Origin of the sequence: Exiguobacterium sp. RIT594 (assembly GCF_003339585.1) — a bacterium.
Lineage (GTDB): Bacteria > Bacillota > Bacilli > Exiguobacteriales > Exiguobacteriaceae > Exiguobacterium_A.
In genome coordinates, this window is the sequence record NZ_QPKF01000001.1 from 1,368,171 (window position 1) to 1,384,305 (window position 16,135).

18 protein-coding genes are annotated in these 16,135 nt (G+C 46.1%); 6 read left to right on the forward strand and 12 right to left on the reverse strand.

Annotated features, from left to right (window positions below; genetic code table 11):
- Window position 1 precedes the first annotated feature (1 nt).
- Window positions 2–427 (reverse strand): OsmC family protein, encoded by a 426-nt coding sequence (locus DVG79_RS07180; protein ID WP_012370096.1) that lies wholly within the window; start codon window positions 425–427, stop codon window positions 2–4.
- Between the two features lie 204 nt (window positions 428–631).
- Here DVG79_RS07180 and DVG79_RS07185 point away from each other — a divergent pair, with 204 nt between their 5' ends.
- Both DVG79_RS07185 and DVG79_RS07190 read left to right on the forward strand, forming a co-directional pair.
- Window positions 632–1,822 (forward strand): MFS transporter, encoded by a 1,191-nt coding sequence (locus DVG79_RS07185; protein WP_114596112.1) that lies wholly within the window; start codon window positions 632–634, stop codon window positions 1,820–1,822.
- Window positions 1,823–2,009: 187 nt separating this feature from the next.
- Window positions 2,010–2,507 carry a C40 family peptidase gene (locus tag DVG79_RS07190; protein WP_114596113.1) on the forward strand — a complete coding sequence of 166 codons (498 nt, stop codon included), beginning with the start codon at window positions 2,010–2,012 and terminating at the stop codon, window positions 2,505–2,507.
- 77 nt (window positions 2,508–2,584) lie between these two features.
- Here DVG79_RS07190 and DVG79_RS07195 read toward each other — a convergent pair whose 3' ends face one another.
- From DVG79_RS07195 to DVG79_RS07230, 8 genes are all read right to left on the reverse strand, one after another.
- A complete protein-coding gene (locus DVG79_RS07195) occupies window positions 2,585–3,664 on the reverse strand; it encodes a hypothetical protein (protein ID WP_114596114.1) in 1,080 nt (359 codons plus the stop codon).
- A 10-nt stretch (window positions 3,665–3,674) separates the two neighbouring features.
- Window positions 3,675–4,484 carry a hypothetical protein gene (locus tag DVG79_RS07200; RefSeq protein ID WP_114596115.1) on the reverse strand — a complete coding sequence of 270 codons (810 nt, stop codon included), beginning with the start codon at window positions 4,482–4,484 and terminating at the stop codon, window positions 3,675–3,677.
- Window positions 4,481–5,161 carry an ATP-binding cassette domain-containing protein gene (locus DVG79_RS07205; protein WP_114596116.1) on the reverse strand — a complete coding sequence of 227 codons (681 nt, stop codon included), beginning with the start codon at window positions 5,159–5,161 and terminating at the stop codon, window positions 4,481–4,483. Before DVG79_RS07205 ends, DVG79_RS07200 begins: the two co-directional genes overlap by 4 nt.
- The gene (locus DVG79_RS07210; RefSeq protein ID WP_114596117.1) at window positions 5,154–5,534 is read right to left on the reverse strand and encodes a GntR family transcriptional regulator; all 381 of its coding nucleotides are present in this window, start codon (window positions 5,532–5,534) and stop codon (window positions 5,154–5,156) included. The genes DVG79_RS07205 and DVG79_RS07210 overlap by 8 nt, the downstream gene beginning before the upstream one ends.
- A gap of 143 nt (window positions 5,535–5,677) precedes the next feature.
- Entirely contained in the window at window positions 5,678–5,968 is a 291-nt protein-coding gene (locus DVG79_RS07215; RefSeq protein ID WP_114596118.1) for a hypothetical protein, read from the reverse strand.
- Window positions 5,969–6,099: 131 nt separating this feature from the next.
- Window positions 6,100–6,288, reverse strand: coding sequence for a hypothetical protein (locus DVG79_RS07220; RefSeq protein WP_026828653.1), 189 nt, complete (start codon window positions 6,286–6,288; stop codon window positions 6,100–6,102).
- Window positions 6,289–6,301: 13 nt separating this feature from the next.
- On the reverse strand, window positions 6,302–7,177 hold the full coding sequence (locus DVG79_RS07225) for an SDR family oxidoreductase (protein ID WP_114596119.1): 876 nt from the start codon (window positions 7,175–7,177) through the stop codon (window positions 6,302–6,304).
- Between the two features lie 146 nt (window positions 7,178–7,323).
- A complete protein-coding gene (locus DVG79_RS07230) occupies window positions 7,324–7,785 on the reverse strand; it encodes an NUDIX hydrolase (RefSeq protein WP_233494553.1) in 462 nt (153 codons plus the stop codon).
- A 334-nt stretch (window positions 7,786–8,119) separates the two neighbouring features.
- Here DVG79_RS07230 and DVG79_RS07235 point away from each other — a divergent pair, with 334 nt between their 5' ends.
- From DVG79_RS07235 to DVG79_RS07245, 3 genes are all read left to right on the forward strand, one after another.
- Window positions 8,120–8,854 (forward strand): peptidoglycan DD-metalloendopeptidase family protein, encoded by a 735-nt coding sequence (locus DVG79_RS07235; protein WP_114596120.1) that lies wholly within the window; start codon window positions 8,120–8,122, stop codon window positions 8,852–8,854.
- Window positions 8,855–9,244: 390 nt separating this feature from the next.
- Window positions 9,245–10,174, forward strand: a complete 930-nt coding sequence (locus DVG79_RS07240; protein WP_114596121.1) for a peptidoglycan DD-metalloendopeptidase family protein — start codon at window positions 9,245–9,247, stop codon at window positions 10,172–10,174.
- Between the two features lie 197 nt (window positions 10,175–10,371).
- Complete coding sequence (locus DVG79_RS07245) at window positions 10,372–11,301, forward strand: cation diffusion facilitator family transporter (RefSeq protein WP_114596122.1); 930 nt, start codon at window positions 10,372–10,374, stop codon at window positions 11,299–11,301.
- Between the two features lie 83 nt (window positions 11,302–11,384).
- Here the strand turns inward: DVG79_RS07245 and DVG79_RS07250 are convergent, their stop codons facing one another.
- Entirely contained in the window at window positions 11,385–12,494 is a 1,110-nt protein-coding gene (locus tag DVG79_RS07250) for a glycerol dehydrogenase (protein WP_114596123.1), read from the reverse strand.
- Window positions 12,495–12,632: 138 nt separating this feature from the next.
- Complete coding sequence (gene brnQ, locus DVG79_RS07255; RefSeq protein WP_114596124.1) at window positions 12,633–13,973, reverse strand: branched-chain amino acid transport system II carrier protein; 1,341 nt, start codon at window positions 13,971–13,973, stop codon at window positions 12,633–12,635.
- A 298-nt stretch (window positions 13,974–14,271) separates the two neighbouring features.
- Here brnQ and DVG79_RS07260 point away from each other — a divergent pair, with 298 nt between their 5' ends.
- The gene (locus DVG79_RS07260) at window positions 14,272–15,216 is read left to right on the forward strand and encodes a DUF2268 domain-containing putative Zn-dependent protease (RefSeq protein WP_114596125.1); all 945 of its coding nucleotides are present in this window, start codon (window positions 14,272–14,274) and stop codon (window positions 15,214–15,216) included.
- Between the two features lie 93 nt (window positions 15,217–15,309).
- Here the strand turns inward: DVG79_RS07260 and DVG79_RS07265 are convergent, their stop codons facing one another.
- Window positions 15,310–16,128 (reverse strand): MetQ/NlpA family ABC transporter substrate-binding protein, encoded by an 819-nt coding sequence (locus DVG79_RS07265; RefSeq protein WP_114596126.1) that lies wholly within the window; start codon window positions 16,126–16,128, stop codon window positions 15,310–15,312.
- Window positions 16,129–16,135: the final 7 nt, after the last annotated feature.

Sequence of the window (16,135 nt, forward strand, 5' to 3'; positions counted from 1 at the left end):
TTCAAATCGGTTCCTCGTTCCGGACGCCGTTGATCGAGTAATAGACTTCAATTTCTGCGTTCAGCGATTGTGAGACCGAGCAGTATTTGTCTTTTGATAAGGCAATCGCCCGGCGGACTTTATCGTCCGGTAAATCACCTTCGAGCCGGTAATGAATCGAGATCGTCGTGAAACGCCGGGGATGATCATCCGCCCGTTCTCCTTCAATATCCATCTCAAATGACGTCAGCGTCAAGCGCATCTTTTCTAAAATCGAGACAATGTCGATGCCGGTACAACCGGCGACGGCGTGAAGCAGGAGTTCTGTCGGCCGGGGTGCCTGATTGTCCCCGCCGTTTTCCGGCGCTGCATCCATCGCTAGGTGATGTCCGGATTCGGTCTCCCCGCTGAAGCCCATCTTTTGATTCCAAATGACTGTTGCTTGCATCAAGATCACGTCCTTTTCTGATTTAAGTGATGTTTCCTACTCTGTTAGTATACCCGAATGCATGACAAGTGAAATTGACTGTCTATTCATAATAATGCTTCTTTTTCCGGGTCAGGCAAATCCGGTTTCCGCCCTTGTTAAATCATGCTATTCTGATACACGATAGTTTTTTTGCGCACAGGCGCCAGAAGTGGGGAATTATTTATGTCATCATCATCATCGACTCGTTTGAGTCAAGCCGACTGGCTGTTAATCGCGACGTTATCCATGTTGACTTTTGTCCTTGGAACAAGCGAATTCGTCATCGTCGGTATTTTATCTGAAATTGCGGACGGTCTGAACATTACGATTGCGAAAGCCGGCACGCTCGTCTCCGCCTTTGCGATCGCCTTCGCCATCGGAACACCAATTACGATGTCCTTGACCGGACACCTTGAGCGGCGGAAGTTAATGCTCAGTCTGATTTTCGTCTGGATCATCCTGAATATCTGCAGCGGGATCGCACCGAATTATGAACTGTTGCTGTTGTCACGAATCGTGACGGCTGTTCTGACAGGTGTCCTGATTTCACTTGCAATGGTCGTCGCCAGTGACAGTGTACCGATCGCGAAACGCGGCGTCGCTGTTTCCTTCATCTTCGGTGGATTTACGATGGCAAACGTCCTCGGTGTGCCGATTGGTACATTCATCGGACAACATGCCGGTTACGCCGCCACGTTTTGGCTGACGAGCAGTCTTGGTGTCGTCGCCCTGCTGGCTGTCTTGAAAGTCGTTCCGGTCCAGCAATCGGAATCATCCGGTTCGATCCGCGAACAGCTCAGTTTACTCGCCAATCCACGGATCATGATCGCCTTTTTCATTCCGTCATTCGGTTTCGGTGCGACATACGTCGTCTATACGTATCTCGTGCCCGTGCTTGAGTTGGAACTGAAATTGCCGTCCGCTTGGATCAGTCCGATTTTACTCGCTTACGGTGTCGTCTCGATCTTCAGTAACATCTTGGCCGGTAAAATCGCCAGTCGGAATCCGATCGGCCGTCTCCGGTTTGTCTTCATCGTTCAGGCGATTGTCCTCGCTGCTCTCTACGTGACGACAGCGTCGGTATCGCTTGGCCTGATCAACATTGCCTTGATGTCCTTGATGTCGATTTTATTGACGACGTCGACGCAAATTTATCTGATCGACCTGGCAGAAAAGTTTAATCCGGAAGCGAAAGGGCTTGCTGCTTCGCTGATGCCGGTCGCAAGCAACGTCGGGATTGCCTTCGGTTCCGCACTCGGCGGACTCGTGTATGCAAACGGTCCGATTATGAACATCGCCCTTGTCGGTGGTGCCGTTGCTTTACTCGCAGCCGCTTTGACAGCGGTCAGTCACCGGCTCGATCAACGTTCATAAAAAAAGCGTCTGTTTCCATGGTGTCCTCTCGTGAGGCACACGGAACAGGCGTTTTTTATTCCGGAGACTCAGACCGAACCTTACAACACTGTTAGGTGAACGTATCTAATTTGTTGCTTTATTTTCCAATCGGCATGGTACGGTAAAATCAGTTGTTCATCCCACTTACGAAAAAGGAGATTTTACTATGAAATCGTATTATGCCCTTCCATTAACAGCCCTCTTACTGACAGCGACGGTTAGTCCGGTCGCGACATCTGCAGCGACACCGACTAAAGTCGAGACACCGAAACCATTATCAGAAAAAGCACTCGCGAAAAAGAAAGCGGCGATTACGAAACTCGCGACGTCTTTGATCGGAACACCGTATAAAGAAGGCGGGACGACAACAAAAGGCTTTGACGCATCCGGCTTCACACAATACGTTTATCAAAAAAACGGTCTGACACTCGAGCGGACAATTGCGAAACAAGCCGCGATGCCGCTCAAAACCGTCACACTTAAAAAAGCCGTCCCGGGTGATCTGTTGTTCGTCCAGGCGAAAAAAGCAAAAGCACCGAACTTCGTCGGAATCTACACCGGGAAAAACAAGTTCGTTGCCGTGACGACGAAAAAGGTTGAATCGCAGGACCTAACGTGGAGTTACTACGCGAAACAGGACATCATCATCAAATCTTATCAATGAAACAAAAACAGTCATCCGGAACTCATACGAGTTTCGGATGACTGTTTTTTGAATACTGTGATACTTATGACTGCCAATCAATTATAGACAAGTGAATTCAAAGTCGTTTCTGTTCGTTTGAGTTTGTCTTTGATGTTTCCTTCATATATGACACGTTCTGATAGTGCATCAATGACAAGTACATTGAAAACACCGTCACCAGTTCGATTAGCCGTATAAATCAGATCATCTTTCAGTTCGGTATACTCTCCTGATCCAGACTCATCCGTTACTGACGGGATACTTATCTTATGTTTTATCGATTTCTTTGATGCCAGATCGTAAATAGTCCAATTTAATTTTTTTGGTTCACGTTCAAGCATAATCAGTTTCGTTCCATCTGTACTTAGTTTAGTTTCTTCATTACCGAACGATTTCAATCCCGTTAAACGCTGAGATTTTTTGCCGTCACTAAGATACAGTGTCTCCTTTTCATCATCTGCCCCTTCAACGATTTCCGTTGTGTAATAAACAATTGTCTCATTGTGGATACCTAGAATAATTATCTCACCTTTAGAAGTAACGGGTAAATTGATTTTTTGAATCGTATCGTTTTTCAAATCTATTTTGTATAATAACGTTTCCGAATCGTTTTGAATGTCTTGTGCAAGGACGTATAAACTGTTGCCAAACCGTTTATCTGGACTGAGTTGAGTTTCACCTAACTTCCGAGCTTCAGGAGGTGCCGGAAAGATTTTTTTGACGACACGCTGTTTACCCTTCTCCCAATACTGTAATTCCCATTTATTATTGTCCTTTGTACCCATTGCATACGTGGTGCCTTGCTGTTCGAACGTAAGCACGTAATCTGAACGGATGAAGCGCCGGAAATCAGCTGGCGCACCATTTTCATTATATGGACCTTCAAACATGCCACTAATCCAATTATCTTTCGTTTTTTCGACTCGACCGTCCAGCGCAACGTTGTAATCAACTTTTTTTAACCCTTCATCATAAAGTTCTGCTTGAACAGACCGGACAGCCGGCTGTTTCGGGTCACCTTTGACCGTCTCAACGGTAAAGTCAGATTCATCGATCGATTGTATAAATATGGTGTAGATCCCTATCGTCAGGAAACTTATGACAGCCAGGATAAGTAAAAAATTAAATTTTCGCATGACGCCCTCCTCAGACCGAAATTTTCCATTTTAATAAACGCAGGCTTTTCCAAATCGTATAAACAAAGTACAACACAAAAATCGCTAGCATGATTGCTGATATTTCTTGTGACAAAAAGAAATCCAGCTTTTCAATTACATACATACCTCCCACCATAATAATGAAAAAAGCGACCACTTCAAGAACAATGAACAATAGTCCTTTCACTTTACGGTAAGATCGTTCCAGTAAAACGAGCATGAACAAGAAACTTACAATAAAAAGCGCTAAAACCACTAATATTAGCGTATCTATCAAATTCATCGTATACAGCTGATTTAATTCAATCGGGATATTAAAAGATGACGTACGATAGTCATCTTTAATCAACCAGTTAAAGATGGCATAACTGAGTTGGATAACAACCCATTGCAAACCAATGAAACTGATGATAACAAGGGCTAATGATGTAAATTTCGCAAAAAATATTTTTGCCCGGCTACCTGGTAACAACAATAAACGATATATGTACTTGGACTCTCCGAACCAATCCCGGTACCAGATTTGAACAGCATACAAAATAACGAGGACGATCCCGACCAAAACGATATAGCCGAAATAAACACTGGCCAGTCCGAATGATAACTTTCCAAACGAACGCAGAGCTTCCGATTCGGTCAATTTCGAATAACTCATATATTCTTTAATTTGACGTTCATGATAGATGACCCGTCCGACGACGGTCAGGATTTCAATACTTGCCATCGCAAGAATGACCGAGACAATCATTTTCCAGCTGCGTTTTAACTCTTCGTTCGTTAACATCAGGTATTGTTTCATCGCTGATAGACCTCCCGCATCCGGTCCTGGACCGATTTTCCGTATACTTCGCGCATCTCTTCCGTATCGTGTTCATCAATGATCCGGCCGTCCTGTAAAAAGACGACCCGGTCAATCAAGTGTTCGATTTCAATGATTTCATGTGTCGTCATCAGAATGCCGCGTCCTTCCATGTAATGACTCGAAAAGATCCAGGCAATCTGTTCTTTCGTAAATAAATCAATCCCGGCAAACGGTTCGTCGAGCAACAGATACGGACGGTCGAGTGCAAAACCGAGCACTAGACTGAACTTCGCCTGATTCCCCTTCGATAATTCTAAAATCTTGTCGGTCGTTAATAACTTGAACAGACCCATCAATTCTTCCGCGACCTTCGGATTCCAGTCCGGATAATAATCACTCATATACAGCAAAGCATCACCGATTGTCATGTAACCGGGCATCGTTTGCAGATCCGGAACAAAGGCGATTTTTTCGCGTGAGACTTCTCCGTCGACGAGGACGGTTCCGGCATCGACCGGGACAAGACCCATGATGGCTTTCAGGATTGTCGATTTTCCTTCGCCGTTTAAACCGATCAGACAAGTGATGCTGTCCGGACGAACCGAAAACGAGACCCCTTCTAAAATCGGTTTCTTCCGACCGTATCGTTTTTTCAAACCATGGACTTCAAGCATCGATCTTCCTCCGTTCCGTTGACTGATACATCGTCTCGACTTTCGTGACGACTTCACCGAGCGGAATCTGAATTGCCTGGACCGCCTCGATGAACTGGGCGACTGCTTCATCCAGCATCTCCGTCCGGACTTTTTTGACTACTTCCTGATCCATCGTGATTTTACTTGGGACGTTCCGTTCTGTCGTGATCAAGTGCTGATCCTCCATTTCTTTGTACGCTTTTTGTGCCGTATTCGGATTGATTCCGAGTTGCGCAGCGATTTCCCGGCGCGATGGAATTTCCTGCCCGCACTTCAGTTCTTCCGTCGCGATTTGTTCCTTGAACCATCGGACGACTTGAAGATACACCGGGCTTCTTTGGTCAAATTGCATCGTGGTCTTGACCTCCCTTTCCCGTTTACTGTATTAAAACAGTAATACACTTTCTTTCTGTATCATACGCGTAGTACAGTTGACTGTCAATCCATTTCCAAAAAAATAACGCCTTCCATGTGGAAGACGGCATCCTAATTTGATTATTTTTGATATTCTAAGATCGTCTGTTGGACCGGGATACCGGACATCGGAACAGTTCGCTCAACGAACAGATAGCGTTTTCCATTGACTAAAAAGCGGCGGTTTCCTAAGTATTCAACAAGCTTCCCGTCCTGCTTCAACTTCGCTTCAATCGCGTGAACGTGGTCTTCAAGTGCATAAAACCGGTCGTCAAACGTCATCGTGATGTTTTTGTTTCGAAAGCCGAGTAAGTAACTGTAGAAAAACCAAAATCCCGCCCCTAATGCCAAAAATGCTAATAGAAATTCCATCTTTGCCTTCCCCCTTTTTCGTATATCTTTAATACGCAAGGCATTATGTAAGGGTTCCCATTAAAATGCATATTTTTACTTTTTAACAAAAAAACTGATTCCGGATAATTTCCGGAATCAGTTGCATCGGTTCAGTAAGGGTTTGGATCTTCTTGCGGTGTATCCGGAATTTCCGTCGGTTCCGGGAAGGTATCCGGTTCCGGTTGACGGATCGGATCTTCCTGCGGTGTCTCCGGTACTTCTGACGGAGGTGTCGTCGGAATCTCATCCGGCTGTTGATTCGGTTCGTGTTCCGGCACTTCGTTAGGATTTTTCTTCATGATGATTTCCTCCTTAAGATGTAATGTAATCGCCGCCGTTGATATGAATCGTCTGTCCGGTGACGTAACTTGAGTCGCGTGACGCCAGATAGACATAGGCCGGTGCATTTTCCGACGGTTGCCCGCGGCGTTTCATGAGCGTATCTTCCCCGTGTGCTTCCACCTTTTCTTTTGAGAACGTTGCCGGGATGAGCGGTGTCCAAATCGGTCCCGGTGCGACGGCATTGACGCGGATTCCTTTTTCAATCAGATTCGATGCCAGCGAACGAGTTAATGTCGTAATTGCGCCCTTCGTCGCTGAGTAATCAATTAGTGATGGTGCCCCGCGATAGGCCGTGACGGACGACGTATTGATGATCGAGTCTTCCTTATTCAAGTGTGGTAAGGCAGCTTGCGTCAGATAGAACATCGAGAAGAGATTCGTTTCGAACGTCTCTTTCAGTTGTTCCGGTGTGATTGCCAGGAAATCGTCCTGCGGGAACTGTTTTCCGGCATTGTTGACGAGGATGTTCAACTGACCAAACGTTTCGATGACTTTATCGATGATTGGTTGGGCATTCTCCGGCTGACTGACGTCTTTCGCAAACGCCAATGCTTTGACACCATACCCTTCAATCAATTGTTTCGTTTTTTCCGCATCCTGTCCTTCATTTAAGTACACGATCGCGACATTTGCGCCCTCTTTGGCGTAGGCAATCGCGACGGCACGCCCAATGCCGCTGTCTCCGCCTGTCACCAACGCCACTTTACCTTTTAACTTACCGGATCCGACATATTCCGGATCGTCATAAACCGGTTCCGGATTCATCTCGGATTCAATCCCCGGTTGTTGATCCTGAGTTTGTCCCCGTGCCTGTTGATGCATCTGCTCCAACTCTTCTTCACGCATATGACCCAACCCCTTTTCCAATAGATGACTACCTTCATTAACATTCCCTTGCCATGTATCAATAAACGTCTAACGAAAAAAAAACGATGAAAATCATCGTTTTTTAAAATTCGTTTCTTCTATTAGGGATTCACCAAAACCACCCATTACACGTCGTTTGAAAATAAGGGTGCCCACTCACCGGACTGAATCATCATCGTCAGTTTTTCGGGATATAATTTTACGCTTTGCAATTGATCAATCGGAACGTAACGATAGATTAACTCTTCTCCCTCTACTCCGAAAAAATCTTCCGAAGTGACCGTCATGTCATCTGATACGTTCACTTCATAATAAAAGCCGACTTCATGAAATGACACATCTTCATATGTAAAAAAGTTTTCCTGGACGGCTAAAAAACGAGTGACCTCAGCTTTCAGGCCCAACTCTTCTTTGATTTCGCGGATGACCGCCTCTGCTCCTGATTCCATCAAACGTACCCGTCCGCCCGGCAATGCCCAAAACTCATCCCGGACATTCCGGTGAATCAACAGATGTCCGTCTTTGATAATGACTGCCGCTGCCCGGTGGTTAAAGCGTTGTTGGCCTACTGTAAACTTGATATCCATCTTAATCTTCTCCTCCAATTCGCTATCGACCCATACTTTTTCACATTTTCACATATTCGGGATTATGTCATAAAACCGATACCCTGTAATAAAATTTCCCCTGGTATTACGGTATTTCAGAATCATTCCTATCAATATATTACAATACATATTAATTACCTATATTTAAGCAATCAAACTGAAATATTATTTTCAAAACACTCGATGCTATACTCGGTTTATCAAATTCACTACTTCGACGCAGTATTCATATACAGCCTACAACTTATAGACAGACGCGATCTGTCACAACTCATCGACCGTCAATTGTTTTCACATCAGGAGGAACTACTACATGAAACGTATTTTAACAACCGTCACGATGAGCGCACTCGTCGTTTCAGGATTTGCTAGCACGGGTACAGGTAAAGTTGAAGCCGCAAGCTCTTCTTCTTACAAAGTCAAAATCATGGCCGACGGATTACGTGTCCGGACCGGTCCTTCCACGAAATATAAAATCGTCGCTGGCGTCAATGCCGGACAGACCTTTAAATACTATGGTAAAAAAGGCAACTGGACGAAAATTTCATACGGCGGTAAAAAACGCTACGTCTATTCCAGTTACGTAAAACGATACAGCACAGGCAAACAGGCTACAGCTAAAAAAGCTTCCTTCTCGACAGGTTTCCTCCGTCCGACAAGCGGACGTGTCTCGCAAGGATACGGAAGTGCAAGCGGCCGCTACGGATATACGTTCCATAACGGCATCGATATCGCAGCAGCAACAGGGACAACGGTCCGTGCGACTGCTTCCGGTAAAGTCATCAAATCCGGCTACCAAGGTGCATACGGCAACTATGTCATGATGACACATAAAGTGAATGGTTTGACCTACACAAGTGTCTATGCCCACTTGAGCAGCCGTTCGGTCTATGCAGGCCAGTCAATCGCCAAAGGAACAAAAATCGGGAACGTCGGCAGTACCGGGAACTCAACCGGTTCACACCTTCACTTCGAACTTCACCGCGGCGGTTACATCTACAGTGGATCGTCAGCAGCCAACACGATCAACCCGCTCAGCGTTTTATAATCATTTCGGACAGCCGTTTTCGGTTGTCCGTTTTTTTAAACCTTTTTGAAAATAAGTCCACTGAAATAAATTCATACTAATTATTGGAAAATCTATCATAACATACTGATTGTTCTGATTTCCTGATACTTTTTAAAAATCGTTGCCTAATCAATAAAAATCTGTCTTTTACAGAAAAATTACCAAGAACTACAATCCCTAAATTAAGGTAAAATAGATTTTCTGTTCTCTATAATATAAAATAACGAAACATTATAGAAATAATATTGTAATATTTAAACATTTTTACTAATGGTACACTCATCTAAGAAATTCATAGAACAACCTTACATATTGCACTAGCCACATACGCGGACAAGGTCCGACAGATTCAAAGGAGGATTTACTGATTTGAAAAAATTACTTACTACGCTGACGGTGTCTGCTATTGCCATCGCCGGTTTCTCGACATATGCCGTTCCAAAAGCTGATGCGGCAACGTTTTATAAGGTTAAAGTCATGAACGATGGATTGCGTGCCCGCACCGGTCCCGCGACGACATACGGTATCATCACAGGTCTTGATAAAGGCGATACATACAAATACTTAGGCCGGACCGGAAATTGGACAAAAATTCTGTACGGATCACGTAAAGTCTACGTCTCTTCTACATATGTCAAAAAATATTCTGTCACGACATCATATAAAATCAAAATCATGGTCGATAATCTCCGCGTCAGAAGCAGTTCGTCCACAAGCAGTTCTCAGGTCGGGATCGTCAACAGCGGACAAACCTTCCGTTACCTCGGTCGGACGGGAGACTGGATTAAATTCTTATATAATGGCAACAAACGATTTGCCCATGCCGATTATGTTAAAAAATATACGGTCACGAGCTTAACCAATTCGGGTGGGGCAACCAAAGCCTCAAACGATTTCATCACGCCGACCAGTGGACCGATCACGCAAGGATATGGTCAAGCAAGCGGTGTCTACGGCTATACGTTCCATAACGGAATCGATTACGGTGCCCCGAAAGGCACACCGGTTTATGCAACGGCAGCCGGGAAAGTCATCACTTCTCAATTAAAAGGTGCGTACGGCAATTATGTCATGGTCAAGCATTCGATTGACGGCGCTTCCTTCACGAGTCTCTATGCCCACATGAACAGCCGATCGGTCTCAGTCGGACAATCGGTCTCAAAAGGACAGCTTCTCGGTACGGTCGGTCAAACAGGAAATGCGTTCGGAACGCATCTTCATTTTGAACTGCATCGCGGAACATACGTCTACAGTGCGACATCGGCGGCAAGCAGCGTCAATCCGTTGAACTATCTATAACGACTTGAACAGTCCCTCATTTCTTTTGAAGTGAGGGACTGTTTTGTTTTTTCTGATGTCTCATCCAACCGTATATCGTCCAATGATCGCGTTTCATTCTCTTCTCTCAGTGGGAAATGAAACATACGTCGATTGACCACAGACGTTTCGCATTCTATAATTCAAATAGACATTTGAATGTATCAGGAGGTATCTTTATGGCACATAATCATGATCATCATCATCACACCGACAATAAAAAAGTATTGCTTCTGTCCTTTATGATCATCACGCTGTTTATGATTGTCGAGGTGATCGGCGGATTTTGGACGAACAGTCTGGCTTTGTTATCGGACGCCGGGCATATGCTGAGCGACTCGATTTCACTTGCAATTGCACTCGCAGCCTTTCACTTTTCAAACCAGAAGCCGGATGCAAACAAGACGTTCGGCTCAAAACGTTTTGAAATTCTCGCGGCGATTTTTAACGGTGTTGCCTTGATCGGCATTTCGCTTTATATCTTCGCCGAAGCCGTACAACGGTTTGTTGATCCACCGGCTGTCGCAACGACCGGGATGTTGATCATCAGTATACTCGGACTTCTTGTGAATCTGCTTGTAGCTTGGATCATGACGCGCGGCGGCGGCCATGAAGACAATCTGAACATGCGCGGTGCGTACCTGCATGTCTTAAGTGACATGCTCGGATCGATCGGAGCTATCATTGCCGCCCTGTTGATCATGTTCTTCGGCTGGGGCTTTGCGGATCCGCTCGCAAGCGTCATCGTTGCCATTCTCGTTTTGCGCAGCGGCTATTACGTGACGAAGTCCGCCGTCCATGTTCTGATGGAAGGTACACCGAGCGATGTCGACATCGATCAGGTCGTCTCGACGATCCAGACCAACGAAGCCATTCTTGGTCTGCACGACCTCCACATTTGGTCGATCACGAGCGGCTATAATGCATTGTCCTGCCACGTCGTCGTCAAAGACGACATGACGGTCCGTGAGTCGGAATCGATCCGGGAACAACTGGACCATGACTTAAAACATGTCGGTATCACCCATGCCACGATTCAGGTCGAGACCGCTCAGCACGACCATGAGAATCAGCTGTACTGTCATGGGGAACAGAAGCATGTGCATTAACAAGAACCGTTCTTAAACCAAAAAGGCGATTTCCCTTCAATCGGGAGAATCGCCTTTTTGCTAATCATTCGTGCCACGTTTCGTCAGTTCTTTACTTTCGCCTGATAGGCTTTTGAATAACGGTCGGCGGCAATGATGGCATCCGCCACTTCATCCGCCGTGACATCAAAACCGCTGTGAATCGTCTCCCCTTCTGCAGTCGCTGCTTGACCGACTTTTAATATGTCTTCACGTGAAGCATCTTTCAGTTTGACATCTTCCAGCGTGACCGGCAGTCCAAGATCCATATAGAACGCAATGTACCGTTCGATTTCTTCCTGCGAGTGTTGTTCGAGCGCTAACTGGACGAGCGTCCCGAACGCGACCTTTTCCCCGTGCGTCAAATGGTGGATGTCGCCGTCAAGTGCTGTGAATCCGTTATGGATGGCGTGCGCTGCTGCCAGTCCTCCACTTTCAAAACCAAGACCACTCAGTAATGTATTCGCTTCAACGACCGCTTCAAGCGCCGGTGTGACGACCTTTGCCTGAACCGACTCATACGCAAGTCGTCCGTGTTCAAACAGAACTTCCTCACAGCGTTTCGCAATCGCTTCCGCCGCAATCGTCGGCCGTCCTCCGGCCATCGTCGTGCCGCCAAAGGCAATGACACTCCGGACCTCGACCCATGTCGCCAGGGCATCGGCAATCCCCGAGGCAAAGAACCGGGCCGGTGCTTCGGAAATCAATTTTGTATCGACCAAGACAAGATCCGGATTTTTGTTATAAAAACGGTAACTCTCAAAGATTCCCTCATCCGAATAGATGACGGACAGTGCACTTGTCGGCGCATCGGTCGAAGCAATCGTCGGTACGATGACGACCGGCAGATGAAACTCGTCCGAAACGGCTTTTGCCGTATCGAGCGTCTTCCCGCCCCCGACCCCCATGACGAATTTCACCCCGGCATCCTTGGCTTGAGCGGCAATCCGTTCGACTTCATGTTTTGAGGCTTCACCGCTGAAATCTGCTTTTTCAATTTTGATTCCTTCTGCTGAAAACGAAGCATGGACACGTTCCTCGACGATTTTCCAAACGACATCATCGGCGATCACTAGGGCCACGTCTCCAATCGGACTCACATATGTACCGAGCCGATCAATAACATTTTTCCCTTGGACATACTTCGCCGGACTAATGAAAACACGTTCTGACATGTTCAACATCCTTTCTTTCTTCAACGACAGTATCAACAATGGCTTACATTTTAAGCCATTCCTTTTCGGTCTGTTCGTTAAACGCAAAAAACCGTTTCGATTCGAAATCGAAACGGCTTCTTTCCAGAGCAACTGAATTTAAGCAACCCGCGACTGTTCCGGCCGGTAGGCTTTTTTCCGACCGAACAATCCGCCGAGGACGGCCCCGATGATCGCCGGAACGACCCAACCGAGTCCGACGGAAAAGAACGGCAACACGTTTTCGAAGACACGCAAGACCGGTCCGACCGGTGCTTCTGCCACCTTCAATCCGTCAAACAGACTGACGGCAAACGTCATCCAAATCGCTCCTTGATAGACGGCCGGTTTTCCTTTAAAGACGTTATGTAAGAACGTCAGGAAGATCAGACAGATCGCTAACGGATACAGTGTCAGCAGGACAGGTTTCGAAATCGCAATTAACTGCGTCAGACCGATATTGGCGACAAGTGCACTGAAAATCGACAGACCAATCGTCCACTTAACATACGAAATCCGCGGCAATAACAGTGAGAAGAACGACGCACAGGCGGTGATCAGCCCGACACTTGTCGTCAGACACGCAACCGTGATCATCAGTCCAAGTAAAATCGAACCGTATGAGCCGAAGTAATAATCGGACACCGCTGACAGAATTTCCGCTCCGTTCGTCAAGGGACCGATTTTTGAGATACTCGATGCGCCCATGAAGGCAAGGGCCGAATACGTGATGGCCAGTAAACTCGCCGCAATCAAGGCGGCTTTTGAACAAATGACGAGCAATTGTTTTTTCGACGTGACCCCTTGGTCTTTAATCGCCGAAATGATGATGATGCCAAAGACAAACGCTCCGAGGGCATCAAGCGTCAGGTACCCTTCCTGGAAGCCGTTAAAAAAGGCATTGTGCTGATATGTCGTCAAAGGATTCTGAAAACTTCCGATGGGTTTAATGACGGCGACGAGAATCAATAAGCCGATGAACGTGATCTTAATCGGTGTCAGGATTTTACCGACGACATCGACGATTTTTGTCGGATTCAGTGACAACAGACACGCGACCGTATAAAACAGAATCGAAAAAATCAGTAATGGTGTCGATGATGCCCCTTCTCCGAAGAAAGGTTTGATCCCGATTTCATACGAAACGGTTCCGGCGCGCGGAATCGCAAAAAATGGACCAATCGCTAAGTACAAGATGATGGCAAAAACAAGACCGAAGACCGGATGGACCCGTGACGCCATCGCCCGTAAATCCGCTTCTCCGGAATAAGCAAACGCTAAGATGGCAAGTAACGGTAAGCCGACGCCTGTGACCAGGAATCCGGCGTTGGCAATCCAGACGTTCTCGCCTGCCATCTGCCCGAGCATCGGTGGAAAAATCAGATTACCTGCTCCGAAAAACAAGGCGAACAGCATCATACCGATGACGACGATAAAGGATGTTGGAACTGTTTTAGACATAAGAAACCCCCACGATTTAATTACGACCTGATTCATGTTTTATCAACGAATCAGGTACTTCGTTCGAAAGGATAACATAGGTCTGTGACCTCGTGCTAGGAATTTATCTGGTGAATATTCTGACATTTCTCAAAAAACCTTGTTGCTTCACCCTTTTCTTAAAAAATGACTGCTGATGCACTCGAACGATGTAATCGGTAACATAAGTTCATCTGACTCAGTTCAGAAAAGAGGAACCTTTTGTCCTTAATCGACGTATGGATAATTGTGGTATATTTGGGTAATAGGAGGGATTTTTATGAGACGATTGTTGATTGGCATGACGTTAGCAAGTCTGCTTGCCGGCTGTACCGATGCGCCGGAAGCCGAAAAAGCCGAACCGCAGAAATTGACCTTCAAACAAGATCATCAGACGATTCAAATCATTCCGCTATACGATGCCTATCAGTCGTATGTCGATGCGACATTAAAAGAGCCGGCTGAGAATGGGGCCCTCTTTGAAAAACATGTGTTAGCTGCGAAAAACAAATGGATCGAAAAAGAAAAACTGACAGATACATATACAGACCGGCGGATTTTAGATATCCCGACCGACAATGCAGAAGAGCTGAACAAAACGATTGTCTACTTGAAAAAACATCAAGATGCCATTCAGCAACAGATTAAAAAAATTCTTCAGACTTCGATTGATGCATTGCCTCGAACCGATAAGCTGACGGTCTTTGTCGCACCTTACAATGTCCATAATCCGGCCGAGATAAAGCGCCATGGCGGAGTCACCGGTTTTGCCTCAGGAACTGATATGTTCACGCTCTACCTGGCTAAAGGTTTTTCAACAGATACACTTGCCAATGCTGTCGCCCATGAGTACCACCATACCGTTGCTTTTAAAAGCAACACGCACGACTCGATGTTCAATGGCATCATGTTAGAAGGTGAAGCCGACATGTTTGCTGCACAGGTTTATCCAAAAGGGAAATCGGAAGCGACAGAACCGTTACTCGATCATACGCTCGAAAATCTGTTGACACAGATCAACAACCATAACGTCGATGCATACGATTTACGATACGGCAACTATGACAAAGACATCCCGCCACTTGCCCAATATACGCTCGGCTATATGATCATGACGGACTTCCTTCAGAAAAATCCGGATCTTCCCGTCGCCAAATGGACCGAGATGCCGACAACTGATATTTTGGAGAAAACCGGTTATGCGAAGAAGTTGACCATCCGTTAAACAACATTCCAATAAACTGATGACAAAAACCACGGATCGCGTGTGTCTAAAGCAGACAGGCGAGCCGTGGTTTTGATTTTTTCATCTGAACACTCATTTAAAGGCCGGAATCGCCGTTTCGTCATAATTGTCTTCGAGGAATTTTTTGACTTTCGGACTTGTCATTGCTTTCGCAAGCTTCTGAATCGCTTCTGAATCCTGATTGTCCTTCCGGGCAACAAGCGTGATCGCAAAGTCATTTTCGACGCCTTCCGTGACAAGGGCATCTTTCTTCGGAGTCAGACCGAGCGGTGAAGCATAGGCCGGCGTCATGATGACCGCATCCGCATCATCATACAGACGGGCGAGCATCAGTAGATCGACTTCCTTGAACTTAAAATTACGTTTGTTTTCCGTGATGTCTTTCATCGTGTAGTACGGACCAGTTTTCTTTTTCAACTTGATCGCATCATGCTGTGCGAGCAGAGCAAGCGACCGGTCGATGTTCGAAACATCATTTGCGACGGCAATGACAGCGCCTTTCGGCAACTGGTCCATCTTTTTGTAGTCTTTTGAGTACAGACCATAGTTTGCGAAGTAAATCGGCTTGATTGGTACCAGATTGGCTTTGTTGTTGCGGTTGAACTCTTCCATGTACGGTACGTGCTGGAAGAAGTTCGCATCAACTTCCTTCGCTGCGAGGGCACTGTTCGGTTGCACGTTGTCACTGAGAACAACGACTTCCAGGTTAATGCCTTCTTTTTTCAGTTCCGGTTTAACGAGGTCGAGAATTTCCGTCATCGGTTTGATCAGTGACGCGACTTTTAATGTCTCGGTTTTTGACGCCGATTCCTGTTCGTCTTTCTTCTCTGCGTTGCCGCATCCGGCTAACGCCAATACAACAACACTGAGTACTGCCATGATTTTTTTCATCTTGAAT

Excerpts from the sequence above, each read along its gene's own strand:
- DVG79_RS07225 (WP_114596119.1), bottom strand. The coding sequence starts at position 7,177 with ATGCGTGAAGAAGAGTTGGAGCAGATGCATCAACAGGCACGGGGACAA.
- DVG79_RS07185 (WP_114596112.1), top strand. The coding sequence starts at position 632 with ATGTCATCATCATCATCGACTCGTTTGAGTCAAGCCGACTGGCTGTTA.
- DVG79_RS07265 (WP_114596126.1), bottom strand. The coding sequence starts at position 16,128 with ATGAAAAAAATCATGGCAGTACTCAGTGTTGTTGTATTGGCGTTAGCC.
- DVG79_RS07180 (WP_012370096.1), bottom strand. The coding sequence starts at position 427 with ATGCAAGCAACAGTCATTTGGAATCAAAAGATGGGCTTCAGCGGGGAG.
- DVG79_RS07205 (WP_114596116.1), bottom strand. The coding sequence starts at position 5,161 with ATGCTTGAAGTCCATGGTTTGAAAAAACGATACGGTCGGAAGAAACCG.
- DVG79_RS07195 (WP_114596114.1), bottom strand. The coding sequence starts at position 3,664 with ATGCGAAAATTTAATTTTTTACTTATCCTGGCTGTCATAAGTTTCCTG.
- DVG79_RS07200 (WP_114596115.1), bottom strand. The coding sequence starts at position 4,484 with ATGAAACAATACCTGATGTTAACGAACGAAGAGTTAAAACGCAGCTGG.
- brnQ (WP_114596124.1), bottom strand. The coding sequence starts at position 13,973 with ATGTCTAAAACAGTTCCAACATCCTTTATCGTCGTCATCGGTATGATG.
- DVG79_RS07210 (WP_114596117.1), bottom strand. The coding sequence starts at position 5,534 with ATGCAATTTGACCAAAGAAGCCCGGTGTATCTTCAAGTCGTCCGATGG.
- DVG79_RS07245 (WP_114596122.1), top strand. The coding sequence starts at position 10,372 with ATGGCACATAATCATGATCATCATCATCACACCGACAATAAAAAAGTA.
- DVG79_RS07190 (WP_114596113.1), top strand. The coding sequence starts at position 2,010 with ATGAAATCGTATTATGCCCTTCCATTAACAGCCCTCTTACTGACAGCG.
- DVG79_RS07215 (WP_114596118.1), bottom strand. The coding sequence starts at position 5,968 with ATGGAATTTCTATTAGCATTTTTGGCATTAGGGGCGGGATTTTGGTTT.
- DVG79_RS07235 (WP_114596120.1), top strand. The coding sequence starts at position 8,120 with ATGAAACGTATTTTAACAACCGTCACGATGAGCGCACTCGTCGTTTCA.
- DVG79_RS07220 (WP_026828653.1), bottom strand. The coding sequence starts at position 6,288 with ATGAAGAAAAATCCTAACGAAGTGCCGGAACACGAACCGAATCAACAG.
- DVG79_RS07230 (WP_233494553.1), bottom strand. The coding sequence starts at position 7,785 with ATGGATATCAAGTTTACAGTAGGCCAACAACGCTTTAACCACCGGGCA.
- DVG79_RS07250 (WP_114596123.1), bottom strand. The coding sequence starts at position 12,494 with ATGTCAGAACGTGTTTTCATTAGTCCGGCGAAGTATGTCCAAGGGAAA.
- DVG79_RS07260 (WP_114596125.1), top strand. The coding sequence starts at position 14,272 with ATGAGACGATTGTTGATTGGCATGACGTTAGCAAGTCTGCTTGCCGGC.